The following is a 17,080-nucleotide window of genomic DNA, read 5'->3' on the forward strand; positions in this document are numbered from 1 at the left end:
TCAAATATAACTGATTTTTATCATTAACTTCGAGCATGAAAATACTTATTGTTGGTAACGGTGGGCGCGAACACGCCTTAGCCTGGAAAGTTAAACAGTCCCCAAAAGTTGATAAAGTCTTTGTCGCACCAGGCAACGCTGGGACAGCGTTAGAAACAGGCGTTGAAAATATAGCCATTCCCGCAACGGATATTCTCGAACTGTTGGCATTTGCAAAGCAAGAACAGATCGACCTGACCATCGTCGGGCCTGAAGTTCCCTTGACAATGGGTATTGTTGACAGTTTTCAACAAGCCGGCCTGCCCTGTTTTGGCCCCACGGCCCAGGCCGCGCAACTGGAAGGTTCAAAGAGTTATTGTAAAGATTTTATGGTTAGGTACAACATCCCGACCGCCAAATACCAAAGTTTTACCGATCAGAACTTAGCAATCGCTTATATAAAAGCCCAAGGTGCACCCATCGTAGTCAAAGCTGATGGCTTAGCGGCAGGGAAGGGCGTGGTAGTGGCGCAAACCGAACAGGAAGCCATAAATGCGGTTGAAGATATGCTGTCAGGCAATGTTTTCGGTGTCGCCGGAAGCCGCGTGGTCATCGAAGAATTCCTGCAAGGCGAGGAAGCCAGTTTTATTGTGATAGCCGATGGTAAGTACGCTTTGGCTATGGCAACTTCGCAAGACCATAAGGCTCGCGATAATGGTGACCAGGGGCCAAATACTGGCGGCATGGGCGCTTATTCGCCAGCGCCCGTTGTAACGCCCGATATTCATCGACGTGTCATGCAGGAGGTCATAGCGCCGACCTTGGCGGGTATGGCGGAAGATGGCAATGCTTATATAGGTTTTCTGTATGCTGGGCTGATGATTTCGCCTGATGGCACAATTAAAGTGCTGGAATACAACTGCCGTTTTGGTGACCCTGAAACCCAGCCCATCATGATGCGGCTGAAAAGTGATTTGGTTGAACTCTGTGAGGCTGCTTTGGCTGGGAAGTTAGACAAAGCCAGCAGCGATTGGGACGACAGGGTTGCATTGGGAATCGTGATGGCAGCAGGCGGTTATCCTGATACCTATCAGCAAGGCGCGGTGATTTCGGGTTTACCTGACCATGAAGTGGACGATGCTAAGGTATTTCACGCTGGTACACAAATACAGGGTGATGCAATAGTAACCGCCGGAGGCCGCGTCTTGTGCGCTTGTGCGCTAGGCGATACGATCAAGGAAGCGCAGACTAAAGCTTATGAACTTGTTAAAGATATTCATTGGGATCATGCGTATTACCGGACGGATATTGGTTTTAAAGCAATCAAATAACATTGCTTATGTTGTCAAGATTTTCCGAAACGTCAAATTAATGCGCGGCGTTTTGAGTTTTTTGGTTTTCGGTATCGAATGCAGCCAGTGCGTTTGACAGGTTCCGCCCATGACGAGTAAGTCACCATGTTGCAAATGAATATTCAAAGTGTGTTTGCTTTTTTTATGGTGCAGTTTAAACAAGCGTTCATCGCCTAGGCTCAAGGATGCAATGGTTGGATTTAAACCCAATTCCTTTTCGTCATCGGCATGACAACCCATCGAATCTCTACCGTCCCGGTATAAATTAGCCAACACACTGTTAAAAACACAGTGGCACTGCTGTTCGATTTTCCCCTTAATATCCTGTAATTCGGATGACCACGGCGTTGGCTGATGATTAACGCCCGAATATTGATAATAGGTATTTGGATCACCGTACCAACACATCAAGCGCGGCACTTTAACCCACTTGCCAAAAATAAAAATATCCTCTTCCTGCCAGCACAGACTGGTTAACAGTTTTGTAAGTAATTTATCAGATTCGGGTTGGCTATAGAATTCCTTGATTAAAAAAAACTTTCCTCCATCAGCCAAGTTAAAACAGGCGATATGGTTGTCTAAATCGTCGCTTAATTCAGTTTGTAGCAGGTTAGCGTCCACTTAAAAATCGACTGATGCTTCGAGATAAAAGTTTCGTCCGGCTAAGGGCAAATTTACGGGTATTTCAGATCTTGCCGGTTCAAGGTTATTAGCGTCAAAAGCATTTCTGAGCGACGCAGCAAGATTAATATGCCCCCACAGTTTTTTTCCACGCAAGGTAAAATCAATCGTTTCATAATCTTTCAATGCTGGCCTAGAATCACCCACTTCACTTGTTCTGCCACCCACCCAATTCAGTTGGGATTGGATTTGCCACTGCGGCATAAATTGCCAGATGGCAGCAAAATAGACTTGATGTTCGGGAACGCCAGTTACCCGCGTTTTCGTTTGGTCGTTACGGGTATGTTGCCAAGCATAATTTCCTGCTAAATTCCATTGTTCGGACAGTTTCCAATTCCACTCCAGCTCAGTTCCGTAGCCATCTTGGCTGCCGGAGTTGTTATATTGTTTAGCCTGATTAATAGTAGATGTAGTGTCTATAAGGTCATGTATATGATAGTAATACAGGTTAAGGCCAGTTCTAAATGATGAGAAAGGACGGTAATCAAAGGCCCACTCAACCGTATTGATAGTTTCGGGATCTAATTTTGGGTTTCCTATGAGTACTGGGTTATTTTGGGTGGTATAATGTTCGGTAAAGCTGGGTGCCCTGAATGCCTTACCATACAGAAACTTAGTGGTTAATTGTTCATTTACATCCCAGGCTAAGGCTAATCTGGGGTTGATGGTGCCGCCGAAATCAGAGTAGTAGTCATAACGCACTCCAGCCGTTAAATGCCAATCGCCGACAATCTGCCACTCATCCTGCAACACTAAGGAGCCAATTGTCCGGTTGGAGTCTTTTAAAAAAGCATATTTAGTGTCTGATTTATCAACTAAAGTGCCATCCCTAAAATTTAGCAAGGCCTCTCCATAGCCGTAGTTGGATTGCTGGCTGGTGTCAATTTCCTCATATCTAAACCCAGCGCCGAGTCGAAACAGGTGCTTATCTAGGCCTTTATAAAGGGAAGTTAGTTCAATAGCTGGTATTCGCTGCACATGCTTTATGTCTTCAATGACCCCATTGGGGAATTTCGTCAAATATGCAGGAGATTGACCAGCTATATTCCCGTCCAAGGTTGTAGGTAATCTTGTATTGTCGGGAAATATATTGACTTTGCCATTGACATCGGAATGTAAGTAACTGAGATGTGCCATAAATTCCCAATCATCAAACCGGTCTTCAGTTGAAAACCGGACATCACCTAGATATTGTGAGGTATCAGCACTGCCTTTTGGATCTAATGCACCTGCACCGCCCGCTCTTGTGCCTATGTCAAAACCATTGAAAGCCCAAAAACTTATATCCCAATGTTTGCGTTGTAAGTTAAGGTGAGTATTCAAGGATTTAAACTGGGTGTTCATGACACCCGATGCCAAAGATGCGTTTGTACCAATCGCCTTATCAAAGACAGTTTGAGCGTCTTTTTGAAGAATCCTGCCGCTATCACCCGCTGACTGTTGGTATTGTATGCTAGTTGCTATATCCCAGCCTGCCCATTGACTTCCGTGCTGTCCCCAACCGCTTTGCGAATCCCAATTGCCCGCCCGCACACCCAATTGAGTGCCATCAATGTCGTTAGCTTGTTTAGTGATAATATTAATGACGCCAGCAAAAGCATCGGCACCATAGACGGCTGAACCCGGCCCCCGAATAACTTCGACACGCTGGATGGCGGCAATGGGTAAATCCAGGCTGGATGCCGTCGAGCCTTGAAAAGGCGTGGTAATGCGCGTCCCGTTCAGTAATATCAATAGCTGGGCGTTGGTCTTATTCGCAATGCCTCGCACACTGTAGTTATAGTCATTGGTTATTGGTTGTAAGCTTGCGTGGATTCCAGGGACTGTTTCTAAAATTTCATGCAACTCAGTTGCCCCCATCGTTTTAATTTGTTCCTCGGTTATCACATTGGTCGATCCGGCTGACCGAAAACTAGGTCTAGGTGTACCCGTGGCTATAGTGATGGGTATTGCGGCCAACTCGGCAGGGGACATGGAAAAAAAGTCTTCCATGTCTTTTGTGGTAGCACGGCTTGTTGTTGAACTGAATATGAGTATCATGGCTAAACAGTTACAAATGGTTACCCAGCTAATTTTCATTTTTTGATACCGCTAAATAAGGAAGTTATGGGTTTAAGGTCACATAAGGGGACTGGTCTACCAATACCATACCCTTGGGCGTAATCAATGCCAAGTGATTTAAGTAAGTTGAATATGGCTTCATTTTCAACAAATTCGGCAATCGTCTTTTTATTCATCACATGCCCGACTTCATTAATGGATTTCACCATGGCCAGATCGACTTCATCATGAAGGATGTCCTTGACGAAAAGGCCATCAATTTTAAGATAATCTACCGGCAGGTTTTTTAGATAGGCAAACGATGATAAACCACTGCCGAAGTCATCCAATGAGAACAAACAACCTTGTCCTTTTAATTGATTAATAAAATTGGTCGCATACGAGAAATTGGAAATGGCGGCTGTTTCTGTGATTTCAAAGCAGACTTTGTTGGTAGGAATAGCCCATCGGTCGAACTGTTCAGAAATAAATTCCAGCATGGTTTCGTCAGAAAGTGACAAACCCGACAGGTTAATAGAGCAGAGCGATAGTGTCTTTAGAAAATCGGGGTGGGTAGCCAACCATTCAAGCAGGGCGGCGATTATCCAACGATCCAGTTCGGACGCTAAATTGTAGCGTTCGGCAGCGGGTAAAAATGCACCGGGTGGAATAATATTACCTCGGTCATCACGATAACGGAGTAACACTTCAAAATGTAGGCCTTCGTTGGTATCATGGATTGGCACGATAGGTTGCCCATATAAGACAAAGCGATTTTTCTCTAAACCTTGACGAATTTTTTCCACCCATTGCATTTCGCCTCGACGCATAGCGAGCTCCTCGTCATCTGGGCGGAAGACATGAACGCGATTTCGACCTTTTTCTTTCGCCGCATAGCAGGCAGCATCTGCCTCTTTGAGTAGATCGACGGCGTTGCCGCTGACGGTGTTAATGGATGACACACCAATGCTGACACCAATGGTAAAGCTTCTGTCTTCCCAAGCAAAACTAAAATCCTTGATTAAGTCGCGTAGTTTCTCGCAGGCTTGAAAAGCTTGGCTGGATGAGCAGTTATACATCAATATCCCAAATTCATCACCGCCTAGCCGAGCAACAAAGTCATATTGTCGGATGTGTTTTCTGAGTAACTCACCCAGTTGCCTGAGCAGTTCGTCACCCGCCAAATGGCCGCAGGTGTCATTAATGATCTTAAACTGGTCAAGATCCAGATAACATAGTGCATGCTCGGTATTTTCATGGTGTGCTAAGACGATTGCCCGTTTCAAATAGCGGTCAAATTTGTTTCGGTTCGAAAGCCCAGTTAAAGCATCGTGGTCTGCTTGATAAACGATTTGTTCATTCAGTAAGCGTGTTTCCGTTATGTCTTCGTAAACGATTAACAAGCTACTTTCATTTCTGTCATTTGCGACCAATCGCGCAGTAGCCCTGACCCAGATAACACGTCCGTTATGACAGATGTTACGCAGCTCTTGGTTATGTACCATTAAAGGGTTAGTAAAGCAGCGTTCGATCAAATCTTGCATCAGTGGTGCATCATCTGAATGGATAAAATCGAAAATAGAACAATTTTGCAATTCATCTACGGTCAAATCTAGTTGTTTAGCACCGGTAAGATTGACTGAAAAAACAAGCCCATCTCGTGAAATATTGAAAACCGTGGTTGGATTGTCATCGTATAGTGTCAAATACCGATTTTTTGCCTCCGTTAAGGCTAGGCTCTGGGTCTCGACGGTTTCAATTAAGTTATTGAATGAATCAACCAGTACGCCCATCTCGTCATTGCCAAGCTTAATGGCTCTGAGCGAATAATCGCCAGTATCGCTGATTTTTTTGACAGTGTTTACGAGTCTTTTTATGGGTGTCGATATGAGTTTTAATAACGGCCGTGATAGCAAAAATGTTATTAAAGAGACGGCTACTAATACTAAAAACAGTGCCCCTATAAACTCGATTTTCCGCCAGTAGGCAAGAGATAAATCTGCACGGATATAAACGGTGCCGAGTGTTTCGTTGTCTATGTCAATGGCTTTAATAATAATCAACTGTTTGTTTTCAAATCGGGTTTTCTCGCCTTTGATAGAAGTTGGGCAGGTTTGGTTGGCGGTAGTTTTGTTCGCCAAGCCAACAAAGACAGTACGATGATCGCTATATAAGCAAGTAACTTGAACGGCAGGGATATTGTTAAAGACCGCCAGATTTTCTATAGCTAAATTCCTGTCATCAAACATCAACGCAGCGGAGCTGCGGTTACCGATGACTTCTGCCAATGCTGTGTAATTATCTTTGGTCGTGCGTTGAAATTCTGAAAGTTCCAGAAATATTAAAATGACACCTGCAAATAGCAGTGACACCACGCTAGAAAATAGCAGTATGAATAAGAGCTTCCGGTTGATTGATAAATCGCTCAGCTTTTTAATCATGGCTTTATTCCTTGAATAAGTTCAGCGATTTCTAATAATTTAGCGCTGATCTTCAAGCCAGTTTGTTTGACTGATTGCTGGTTAATTTGTAACTTGATTTTGCCATCTTTATTGACAAAACCGATCATCCCGCCTTCTACGGCAAAGGTTTCACTTTCTCCAACTACCAGTATTTCGCCTTTATTCGGATTAGCCTGGATTTTTTCGAAAACTGTTTTTTGGTTATTAGAGATAGAGAGGCTGACATAAAGTATATGACAATCCGCTTTCGGGTTTGAACTGGACAGGAAGTCGGCCTCATCGAGCCGGAATATTCTTATAGTTCGGGTAAATGCAGATTTTTTTTCAAGAGGGTCAATAAAGGTACCAAAAGGATCAGTGCCCAAAATACACAGATTGAAGGTAGTGCTATTAACTTTTGGCCAAGTGATGAATTTTGTGAAGTTATACAGGTAGCCAGCTTTTATCTTGTATTCAAGATCGTCATCGTCAGCGACAATGCTTTCTGAAAACAAAAGTGCCAGACATAGTAGTATTCTTGTTAAGAAAGTATCCTTCATTCTTTAATAGTGCTTGGTTAATCTCTCTAGGAAGGCTCTAAACATTCAAAAACCTCCTTCTCTCTTCGGAATCCCTACATGGATGTAGGTAGTAGGGCAATGCAGGAGCAATTGCCGAGAAGGTTGAATGAGGGTTTTAAAATCAGATGGTTACACCCCTCACCCTGGCCGGAGAGGAATTATTAGGTATTCCCATTAGTAAAAGCAATAGATTTTCGCTTGTTAAATGTATTTTGCTGTTTTATAGCAACACGGTGACACAGTAAAGGGAAATAATGTCAAAAGACAAATGTGGAATTACCGCATGTTGTGCGAATGCTAAAAGCAAGCAACTTCATTCCATAATGTGTTGTGCTAAATATAGACTATTATTCGGTCAATTACAGGTTTAGGAGTGCTATCTACAAACGCAGAGTGTGTCTGGGTTTAACTGGCTTAGGTATTGGTGTGTGCCAAGAAGAATCTTTTCAAAACTTTAATCATGTAATCATGATCGAAAACACCGGCACTTTCTCTAATGCTGTGCATTGCCCACATTGGGTTGCCGACATCAACGGAACGAATGCCTAATTTGGCGGAAGCGATTGGACCTATGGTGCTACCGCAAGGCAAGTCACCGCGATGTGAATAGCGTTGGTAAGGTACGCTGGCCTGATTGCACCAGTCAATAAACATGGCCTCTGAGATGCTTTCAGAGCTGTAGCGATGATTGGAATTCAGCTTGATGACTGGCCCCTTGTTTAGCATGACTTTATGGTCATGGTCGTAGGCTGAAGGGAAATTGGGGTGATAAGCATGAGCCATATCGGCGCTGACAAGGAAGCTTTTCGCCAGGACTCTAGGGAAATCTTGCAGCTCACAACATTCCAGGGCTATGCGTTGGAGAACGTCAGGTAGAAAACTGCCGTCAGCACCTTTATTGCTTTCGCTGCCAATCTCCTCGTGGTCGAAGAAAGCACAAACTAGCGTGTTTTCAGTGTTACTTAAGACCTCTTTATCCAGCAATGCTTGCAAGGCGGCATGACAGGATGCAAGATTATCTAACTGACTATTGCTGTAAAATTCTTCTTCCGCCCCCCAGAGGGTGCCTTTTTGGGTGTCGTACACCGCCAGATCCCAAGATAGGAGGTGTGCAGAGTCTATCCCTGATTGCTTTTCCAATAAGCTTAAAAAATAATCGGAAGGTAGTTGCTGCTCAGACAATTCCGACAATATTAGCGGTAATTCAGTGTGTTTATGAAGTTTTAAGCCGTCTTCATTGACAGTTCTGTTCATGTGGATTGCCAGATTAGGCAATCTCAATAGTGGGTTATCGAATTTGATTAGTTGGCTGTCGATCTGATCTTGGGCATTTTTGAAACAAATGCGCCCGGCAAGACTTAAATCCCGGTCGGTAAATGTTGCAAGAATGGGGCTACCGTAAATTTCCACACCAAGCCTCAGTAAGCCATCCTTGCCATTCGCAGGATTGGGTTTCACTCTTAAGCCTGGGGAATCGGTATGTGCGCCGACTAAACGAAATCCGGTTTCTAATAAAGGATTAGTTCCGAGTACGAACAGGATTATCGAGGAATCATCCCTCACTACATAATAGCGACCACCAGGCTGTAGCTGCCATCGAGTAGTCTCATCCAGCTTAATAAACTGATACGGCTTAAGCAAGGTTTCTGCGGTGTTGACTGCGTGCCAAGGGCTTGGGCTGGCATCTATAAAGTCGAGTAGGTTTTGGGTATGTTGTTTTGCTGCCATGTGTTTTTTCTATATTTTCGATAGATGATTTAGGTTTTAGGGCAATGGTATTAGGTCTGCAATCCATTATAACTGCGAGTAGAAAAATCAGTAGAGTGGCGTTTGGGATAATTTTGTGTAAGTAAGCTGTGAGTGTTTTTATTGTTGTACTTGATCACCTGAAGGAGAGAAAATTTTACAGGATAGCCGTTTGGTTGAAGAATTTGGTTGCAGGTCTAGTATCGGTAATGAATTTTTTTGCTAAATATCATCCATGTTAATAGCTGTATTCTTTTCCAAATGCTTGAATCTTGCTAAACAGCATTGCCCTGATGGGTTTCTGATTTCACAAGCACACTCGCCCGATTTGGTTCGTAGCATGACAAAGTGTTTGATGGTTTCTGCATTGTTGGTGCTTAGTGCTGCCAGATAATCGGCTGCATCAATATCGAAGCAATAACACAGCTTGTCGTTCTGGATGTCCTGATGCGTTGTTAAATGTTGTTTTGGGATAATGTTTCCGGCAATTGAAAAGTAAGCGGTAGCGCAGCTTTTGCTTGGGCAGAAATAATAGTTGTCTGAGATAACTTCCTGATTTTCTGGGAATTTTACTTGATGGTAAAGCGCAGGCATTTCGACATTTTTACAAGCCGTTCCGCATTGAGGGCAGGCCTGGGTGGTCGCTTTTGGGGGATTGCTCGCACAACAATCTGACATAAGCGTGTCCTCCTGTGGTTATTGTTTTGTTTGATGCACGGTTGCCGGATAACCCGCATCGGTGGTGGCTTTAATCAAAGCATCCACGCTGGTTTTTTGTGGATTAAAAGCAACCTTGGCTGTCTTGGTATCGTAATCGACATTTGCTTCTTCTAAACCCTCGACACCTTGTAAAGCTTTTTTAATGGTGAATTTACACATCGCACAAGTCATGTTTTGCAGCTCCAAGGTGACTGATTGACTACTGCTTTGCTTTTGCGATTGAACAGGAATGGTTGCCCCAGCGTGTGCTGTCTGTAGCAATAAAGAAGTTGTCAATAAGCTCAACATTAACAAGATAGTTTTAAGTTTCATCATGATCCTCCTAAGCCATAAAAATTGGGGCGTACCAAGGAAAGGCCAGCAGCAACAAGACTAGCGCAGAGCCTACCCAGAAAATCATGCGTTGCTTGTGAATATCTTCCGGCAATGCACAAACTTTACCTTCTTCGCAGCTTTCTGGTAACAAATAGAGTTTGCGATACCCTAAGCCGATAAAAACCAGAGTAAGTAATATAAAAAATGGGCGAACCGAATCCATTGAAGTTAAGGTACTCATCCATGCGCCGCCTATGCCCAACGATAATAGCAGCAAAGGCCCGACACAGCAGATTGATGCGCCAATGGCGGCTAGCGTAGTGCCGATTCCTAACCAGGGTAGCTTTTGGGATGAAGGTGTTTCGTGTTCTGCGGTCATAAGAATGTTCCTCAATAACAACTAATCGTCTTATCATCTGTATTCAGTAAGGGTGTTTTGAATGCAGTTAACGACGGGCATTAACAAAGCTTGGTTAGGATTTTAAACCCTGTGCTAAGGAACAGAGTCAAGCAAAATTTACATGATTTTTAAAGCGTTCAGAACTTGATAATCTTTTCATTTGAAAAATTATCAATTAGAGAACAGCGTCCTGTGGAAGCATCCGTCTTCTGACAACGTTTAACCAAGTTACCTAATACTTTACGCAGAGCTATTAAATCCTCTATTTGGGCATCTATTTGCTGACATTTTTGTTCGGCGATTTGTCGTACGTCAGAACAATGTGTGCCGTCAAACGATAACAATTCGGCAATTTCCTTCAAGGTAAAACCGGCTTGTTGGGCGCGTTTGATAAATCGAATTCTGTTTATAGCACCAGGTGGATAAAGCCGATAGCCGCTACTGGGTTTTTCAGGTTCATCCAATAAACCTATTTGTTGATAGTAGCGAATAGTTTCAATGGTTACTTCGGCCTGTTTAGCCAGCTTGCCGATTGTTAGTTGCATTTTATAACGATTGACCGCATCGGTTCGCTACCGATTGCGGCACTCCCGCCATCCCTGCCAGTCGGCCTGTTTTTGTCTCGAATCCATTCGCTCCAGGAACCGGCATATAGCTTTGATCCAGCCAGACCTGCCACTTCCATAGCCAGTAAATTATGGCAAGCAGTCACGCCCGAGCCGCACATGTGGATGACTTGCCGATGATTTTTATCGCTGATAAGCGTTTTGAATTGATTTCGTAAGAGTTCGGCGGATAAAAACAAGCCATTGCTATCCAGGTTTGAGTGGAAAGGGCGGTTTACCGCGCCAGGAATATGTCCTGCAACGGGGTCGATAGGTTCTTGTTCGCCGCGATAACGCTCTGGTGTCCTGGCATCAATCAGGCAAATTGCTTTTTGCGCCAAACCATTTTGCACTTCTAGTGCGGTTAATCCAGGGTTTTTGATAGGATAAGCCCTAAAAATACTGGGTTTTATGGTGGGTAAGGTGGTGGTAACGGGAAGGGCGAGTTTTTGCCAATGCTTATAACCACCATCCAATACCGCGATATTTTCATGGCCTAAACAGCGAAGCAACCACCATAAACGCCCGGCAAATGCGCCGCTGACATCATCATAAACAACCACTTGGCTGTGGTTATCGACTCCCCAAATCCCTAGTTTATTGACCAGAGTTATAAGGTTGGGCATCGGGTGGCGGCCAGTGAAGTCGGTGACTGCGGACGATAAATCCTTATCCAAATGGGCATACCGCGCGTTTGGGATGTGTCCGTGCCGATACGCTTTGAATCCAGCATCAGTATCTGCCAATGAAAACCGACAGTCGATGACAATCCAATTGGGATTATTCAGGTGTTGATGGAGTCTTTCTGCTGAAATTAAGGTCGTGTAGTTCATGTGTCTGTCGTGAGGATGATTTTGCCCATATGCAGGCTGCTTTCCATGAGTTCGTGTGCTAATGCAGCCTCGCTGAGGGCAAAGGTAGAATGGATGATAGGTTTGATGCGTTCAGAAGCGAACAAAGGCCAGACATTTTTAAGCAATTTGCTGGCGATGTCAGCTTTGAAGGTGTCATCCCTTACCCTTAGCGTGGAGCCTGTAATGGTGAGCCGCTTTTGCATCACAGTCCAGAGATTGATGTCGGATTTAGGCTGCTGTTGTACGGCAATTTGCACCAATCTGCCCTCAACAGCAAGGCATTGCAGGTTGCGAGGGAAATAATCGCCACCGATCATGTCAAGGATCAGGTTGACCCCTTTGTTGTCGGTAATTTTGGCAATTTCGCTGACAAAATCTTGGCTCTTATAGTTAATAGCGGCATCTGCACCTAGGTCTAAGCAAAATTGGCATTTAGCCAATGATCCTGCTGTTGCGAATACCTTAGCATCGAACGCTTTGGCGAGTTGTATGGTTGTCGTGCCTATGCCGCTGCTGCCACCGTGTACTAACAACGTTTCGCCTTGTTGTAAGTGTCCGCGATCAAATATGTTGCTCCACACGGTAAAAAAAGTTTCCGGTATGCCAGCGGCTTCGATAAACGATAAATTATCTGGGATCGGCAAACATAAGGTCGCAGAAGCTACGCAATAATCCGCATAACCGCCACCTGTGACCAAGGCACAAACATTGTCGCCGATTGCCAAATTGCCAGCATTATTACCCAAAGATACAACAATTCCCGTAATTTCAAGGCCGAGAATGTCAGATGCACCTTGTGGCGGCGGGTAAAGCCCTTTGCATTGCATGACATCGGGACGGTTCACGCCAGCAGCCATGACTTTAATCAGCACCTGACCTGTTTTCGGTACAGGAACTGCTCGTTCAATGGGCACTAATTTCCCCGATTGAACTTCGATAGCGCACATGATGTTAGATATCTGCATAACTTCGGTATGGAAAAAGCCGGGTTATGGGTATTATATACGCACTATTTTTATGAGGTTAAGGTAAGAGATGATTCGCGCGGGTATTGTTGGCGGCACTGGATATACGGGTGTTGAACTATTACGGATTTTGGCATTGCACCCAGAGGTTGAGGTGGCTGTCGTTACTTCACGCGCTGATGCAGGGTTAAGTGTAGATGCGCTTTATCCCAGCTTGCGTGGCGTAATCGACGTGGTTTTTTCCGCGCCTGATGTCGATGCACTGTCTAGCTGCGAGGTCGTGTTTTTTGCCACACCAAATGGTACTGCAATGCTTATGGCGAAAGTATTGTTAGAGCGGGGTGTTAAAGTCATTGACCTTTCAGCAGATTTTCGGCTTAAAGATGCGGCAGAATGGACTAAGTGGTACGGCATGGAACATGCCTGTCCTGAATTGCTCGAAGAAGCCGTCTACGGTTTACCTGAAGTTAATCGTGAGGCCATTAAGACTGCGCGATTGGTTGCTAACCCAGGTTGTTATCCGACTTCCGTCCAATTAGGCTTTCTACCTTTGCTTGAAAAAGGCTTGGTTGATGTGAATTATTTGATCGCCGATGTGAAATCAGGTGTCAGTGGGGCAGGGCGCAAGGCTGAATTAGCTATGTTAATGAGCGAAACGGGAGAAAGTTTTAAGGCTTACGCTGCGAGTGGCCATCGCCATTTACCAGAGATTAACCAAGGTTTGCGAAATGCATCGGGAAGTTCAATTAACTTGACCTTCGTGCCGCATTTAATCCCAATGATTCGCGGTATCCATGCAACTTTGTATGCCCAGGTAAGTCATAGTAAAGTCAGCTTGAATGATCTACATGTTTTGTATGAACAGCGTTATGCCAACGAACCATTTGTCGATGTGATGCCTTCGGGTTCGCATCCAGATACCCGGAATGTGCGGGGTTCTAATAAGTGCCAGATTTCTATCCACCAGCCTCAAGGTGGTCAAATGGTTGTGATCTTGTCGGTGATTGATAACCTAGTCAAAGGTGCGGCAGGGCAGGCTGTGCAAAATATGAATCTAATGTTTGGGTTTCCAGAAGACCAAGGCTTGAAAACGCTGGCTTTGTACCCATAATCCTTGACTAGGTAACTGAGTGTACTCATAATGAGTTTAATTAATATTTTTAGGTAACAAGATAATGGCGGAACCAATCATTTTTACAGACAGTGCGGCAACAAAGGTGAGCGAGTTGATCGCCGAAGAAGGCAATGATAACCTGAAATTACGGGTTTATGTATCCGGCGGCGGCTGTTCAGGATTTCAATACGGCTTCACATTTGACGAAGAAGTCAACGAAGATGATACCAGTGTTGAAAAAGGCGGTGTTACCGTGTTAATTGATTCTATGAGCATCCAGTACCTAACGGGTGCGGAAGTGGATTATAAGGAGGATTTGTCGGGGGCTCAGTTTGTGATACGTAATCCGACAGCAAAAACGACTTGCGGATGCGGGTCGTCATTTTCTGTCTAACCGTTTATTTTATCGAAAAAAAACCGGACAGTGTCCGGTTTTTTTATGCTTAATATAATTGCTTTGTTGGTTTCATGACGTTAGTCGTGGAAATTTTCGAGTGCAAACCTAGGTTTGCAATTCCACCCTAGTTTATCAATATACAGGATTTTTTTTCTATAAAAAATCTTTTTGATTTTAGTTTATAGTCTGATTGTTCCTTGCAAACAGCGAGTTAGCTTTTACTAAGTTTAGTTTAGCTAAAGGATCGGTAATCTGCGATTTAAAATCCGCCAGTGACGTACTTCTAACAGGCACTAAGTTAGATGCTTGTGCGGTCAAAGGATTTTGGTGAACGCCATCGATACGGAATTCGTAATGTAAGTGCGGCCCTGTCGCCAATCCAGTTTGGCCTACGTAGCCAATAACATCGCCTTGCCTAACTGGGCTGCCTTCAAATAAACCATTTTTATATCTCGATAGATGGGCATACACCGTCTCATAACGGTCGCCATGTTTAATGATGATAACCTGACCGTAGCCACCTTTATTACCAAGGAAAGCGATTGCACCGTTGCCTGTTGCTTTGACTGGCGTGCCCGTCCTGGCGGCGTAATCAACGCCTTTATGGGCGCGTATCCTGTTGAGCACGGGATGTCTGCGGCTAAGGTTGAAGCCTGAACTGATTCGGGCAAAGTCAACAGGTGTGCTAAGAAAGGCTTTCTGCAAAGCATGGCCTTCGGGAGTGTAGTAGTTTGCGTAGCCCTCCTTATCGATGTATCTTACGGCTCGATAAGATTTTCCACGATTAACAAATTCAGCTGCAACGATGTCATCAGCGCCGTTAAAACCGCCGCGTTCGTACACCACAGTAAAGTGATCGCCATTGTGCAGATTTGTGGCAAAATCAATGTCCCAAGCAAAAATCTGGGTTAATTGATCCATCAACGTTTCGGATAATCCCGCTTTTTTACCAGCTTCGGATAAGGAAGAAGAAATAGTCCCTTGGCCGCTAGCCAGTTGCATCATGTTGAATTTATGGGTGTATCGACCAAATCTACGGCCTAAGTTTACATTGCCAGATAAACCAAAGCGGCTTGATTCTAATCCGCTAAATTCTTCAGGTTTATCTGTAGATATTGTCGCAAAATGAGTTTTGTCATGATTAAAGCTGACAATTTTTTGTGCTTCCGAAGAATGTAATCGAGAGAAGATTTCAGAAGGCTTTTCACCTGGATTCACTTTGTGGATGGTGATCCGAGTGTGTGTAATTTTGCTAAAAACGTGTTTTTTTTGAGACTTGGCATCGCCGATTGTCGATGTAAAAACCAGTAACAAGCTAACTAAGCAAGCAATAAGAGGTCTGGTTTTTACTGCGGAATCTCTAAGTATTTGAATTTTAATCAAAATAAATATCCTGTTTTTTCCATAGGTTAATTTTAAGTGCTTTTCTAAAATTTACCAACAAATTAATGGTTTCAATGTAGGGAAAAATATTTTATTCGTAGCAAATATTCGTTAAACCTAATAATATCCAAAGATTACAAAATGTGACGGTTCTGGAGAAATTAAGTTGCAAGAAGAAGTATTGAATAACCTGTTAAGAGGTGTTGAGGAAATCCTGGTTAAGCACGAATTCGTAAAAAAATTGGAGGAAGGCAGGCCATTAAGAATAAAGGCAGGTTTTGACCCGACGGCTCCGGATTTGCATTTGGGGCATACTGTGTTGATAAATAAACTTAAGCAATTCCAGGATTATGGGCATGAAATTCTCTTTCTGATAGGTGATTTTACCGGCATGATCGGCGATCCGACCGGAAAAAACATTACGCGCAAACCTTTGGCACAAGAAGAGGTTCAGGAAAACGCCAAGTCTTACCAAGAGCAAGTTTTTAAGATACTTGATCCGGATAAAACGAAAATTGTATTCAATTCGACTTGGATGAATGCCATGTCGCCAGCAGATTTAATTCAATTGGCGGCAAAGCATACTGTAGCCAGAATGCTGGAACGGGACGATTTTAGTAAGCGCTACAAGGGCGGTCAGGCCATTGCCATTCATGAGTTTTTATATCCATTAATACAAGGCTACGATTCCGTGGCCATGAAAGCTGATGTTGAGCTAGGTGGAACCGACCAAAAATTCAACTTGCTGGTAGGTAGGCAATTGCAGGAAGTGTATGGGCAATCGCCTCAAATTGTTATCACCATGCCTATATTAGAAGGCTTGGATGGTGTTCAAAAAATGTCTAAATCTTTGAATAATTACATAGGCATAGCTGATGCGCCGGATGATATGTTTGGCAAAATCATGTCCATCTCAGATGATCTGATGTGGCGATATTTTGAATTGCTGAGCTTCGAAAAAATGTCGGTTATCAACGAATATAAGGAGAAATGCACTTTAGGCGTAGAAAATCCTAGAAATATCAAATACGAATTAGCCAAAGAGATTATTAGCCGGTTTCACGGTGGCGTATCTGCTGGTGAGCAGGCCATGCAGAATTTCATCGCCCAATTTCAACGTGGTGCTATCCCTGATGACATTAGTGAAATCACTTTAAAATTAGACGTTGAAAGTTATTGTATTACTAACTTGCTAAAAGATGCCGGATTGACCAGTAGCACATCCGAAGCGGTACGGATGATAAATCAAAGTGCGGTCAAGATAGACGGAGAAAAAATCACGGACTCTAAGCTGATGGTGGCTTGTGGTGCCAGCCATATATACCAGGTGGGCAAGAGGCGGTTTGCTCGGGTTACATTGGGCTGACGGTGTCGGCCCAAATTATTGTTGCCCTGTCGCGTGCTGGTGTTTGACAACCCCGAATAAACCTGTAGAATAGTCGGACTCAGCGTAACGGAAGTTATGCGCTCTTTAACAAGATGGCCAAAATAATGAGTGTGGGTACGC

The 17,080-nt window shown here is 44.0% G+C and carries 14 protein-coding genes and 1 pseudogene; 4 read left to right on the forward strand and 11 right to left on the reverse strand.

Annotated elements, in window-relative coordinates; all coding sequences use genetic code 11:
- Positions 1-35 precede the first annotated feature (35 nt).
- A complete protein-coding gene (gene purD, locus ABL924_RS07795) occupies positions 36-1,310 on the forward strand; it encodes a phosphoribosylamine--glycine ligase (RefSeq protein WP_349026516.1) in 1,275 nt (424 codons plus the stop codon).
- 6 nt (positions 1,311-1,316) lie between these two features.
- On the opposite strand, the gene ABL924_RS07800 is transcribed toward purD, so the two are convergent.
- The 10 genes and pseudogenes from ABL924_RS07800 to ABL924_RS07845 all read right to left on the reverse strand — a co-directional run bounded on the left by ABL924_RS07800 (position 1,317) and on the right by ABL924_RS07845 (position 12,679).
- A complete protein-coding gene (locus ABL924_RS07800) occupies positions 1,317-1,952 on the reverse strand; it encodes an alpha-ketoglutarate-dependent dioxygenase AlkB (RefSeq protein WP_349026517.1) in 636 nt (211 codons plus the stop codon).
- Positions 1,953-4,052, reverse strand: a complete 2,100-nt coding sequence (locus tag ABL924_RS07805; RefSeq protein ID WP_349026518.1) for a TonB-dependent receptor — start codon at positions 4,050-4,052, stop codon at positions 1,953-1,955. It lies immediately after the preceding gene.
- Positions 4,053-4,087: 35 nt separating this feature from the next.
- On the reverse strand, positions 4,088-6,493 hold the full coding sequence (locus ABL924_RS07810) for an EAL domain-containing protein (protein WP_349026519.1): 2,406 nt from the start codon (positions 6,491-6,493) through the stop codon (positions 4,088-4,090).
- Positions 6,490-7,053, reverse strand: a complete 564-nt coding sequence (locus tag ABL924_RS07815; protein WP_349026520.1) for a YfiR family protein — start codon at positions 7,051-7,053, stop codon at positions 6,490-6,492. The genes ABL924_RS07810 and ABL924_RS07815 overlap by 4 nt, the downstream gene beginning before the upstream one ends.
- Before the next feature lie 435 nt (positions 7,054-7,488).
- The gene (locus ABL924_RS07820; RefSeq protein WP_349026521.1) at positions 7,489-8,802 is read right to left on the reverse strand and encodes a M18 family aminopeptidase; all 1,314 of its coding nucleotides are present in this window, start codon (positions 8,800-8,802) and stop codon (positions 7,489-7,491) included.
- A 240-nt stretch (positions 8,803-9,042) separates the two neighbouring features.
- Positions 9,043-9,498 (reverse strand): hypothetical protein, encoded by a 456-nt coding sequence (locus tag ABL924_RS07825; RefSeq protein WP_349026522.1) that lies wholly within the window; start codon positions 9,496-9,498, stop codon positions 9,043-9,045.
- Positions 9,499-9,516: 18 nt separating this feature from the next.
- Positions 9,517-10,234 (reverse strand): annotated as a pseudogene (locus tag ABL924_RS07830) (mercuric transporter MerT family protein).
- Between the two features lie 158 nt (positions 10,235-10,392).
- Positions 10,393-10,800: a MerR family DNA-binding protein gene (locus ABL924_RS07835; RefSeq protein ID WP_349026523.1), complete on the reverse strand. Its 408-nt coding sequence runs from the start codon at positions 10,798-10,800 to the stop codon at positions 10,393-10,395.
- Positions 10,791-11,693, reverse strand: a complete 903-nt coding sequence (locus tag ABL924_RS07840) for a sulfurtransferase (RefSeq protein WP_349026524.1) — start codon at positions 11,691-11,693, stop codon at positions 10,791-10,793. The genes ABL924_RS07835 and ABL924_RS07840 overlap by 10 nt, the downstream gene beginning before the upstream one ends.
- Entirely contained in the window at positions 11,690-12,679 is a 990-nt protein-coding gene (locus tag ABL924_RS07845) for an NAD(P)H-quinone oxidoreductase (RefSeq protein WP_349026525.1), read from the reverse strand. The genes ABL924_RS07840 and ABL924_RS07845 overlap by 4 nt, the downstream gene beginning before the upstream one ends.
- A gap of 70 nt (positions 12,680-12,749) precedes the next feature.
- Here ABL924_RS07845 and argC point away from each other — a divergent pair, with 70 nt between their 5' ends.
- Both argC and erpA read left to right on the forward strand, forming a co-directional pair.
- Complete coding sequence (gene argC / locus ABL924_RS07850; RefSeq protein WP_349026526.1) at positions 12,750-13,790, forward strand: N-acetyl-gamma-glutamyl-phosphate reductase; 1,041 nt, start codon at positions 12,750-12,752, stop codon at positions 13,788-13,790.
- A gap of 64 nt (positions 13,791-13,854) precedes the next feature.
- The gene (gene erpA / locus ABL924_RS07855) at positions 13,855-14,187 is read left to right on the forward strand and encodes an iron-sulfur cluster insertion protein ErpA (protein ID WP_349026527.1); all 333 of its coding nucleotides are present in this window, start codon (positions 13,855-13,857) and stop codon (positions 14,185-14,187) included.
- 177 nt (positions 14,188-14,364) lie between these two features.
- Here erpA and ABL924_RS07860 read toward each other — a convergent pair whose 3' ends face one another.
- Positions 14,365-15,573: a peptidoglycan DD-metalloendopeptidase family protein gene (locus tag ABL924_RS07860; RefSeq protein ID WP_349026528.1), complete on the reverse strand. Its 1,209-nt coding sequence runs from the start codon at positions 15,571-15,573 to the stop codon at positions 14,365-14,367.
- Between the two features lie 166 nt (positions 15,574-15,739).
- On the opposite strand from ABL924_RS07860, the gene tyrS reads away from it, so the two are divergent.
- Positions 15,740-16,939 carry a tyrosine--tRNA ligase gene (gene tyrS, locus ABL924_RS07865; protein WP_349026529.1) on the forward strand — a complete coding sequence of 400 codons (1,200 nt, stop codon included), beginning with the start codon at positions 15,740-15,742 and terminating at the stop codon, positions 16,937-16,939.
- Positions 16,940-17,080: the final 141 nt, after the last annotated feature.

This window comes from Methyloglobulus sp. (genome assembly GCF_040079455.1).
Lineage (GTDB): Bacteria > Pseudomonadota > Gammaproteobacteria > Methylococcales > Methylomonadaceae > Methyloglobulus.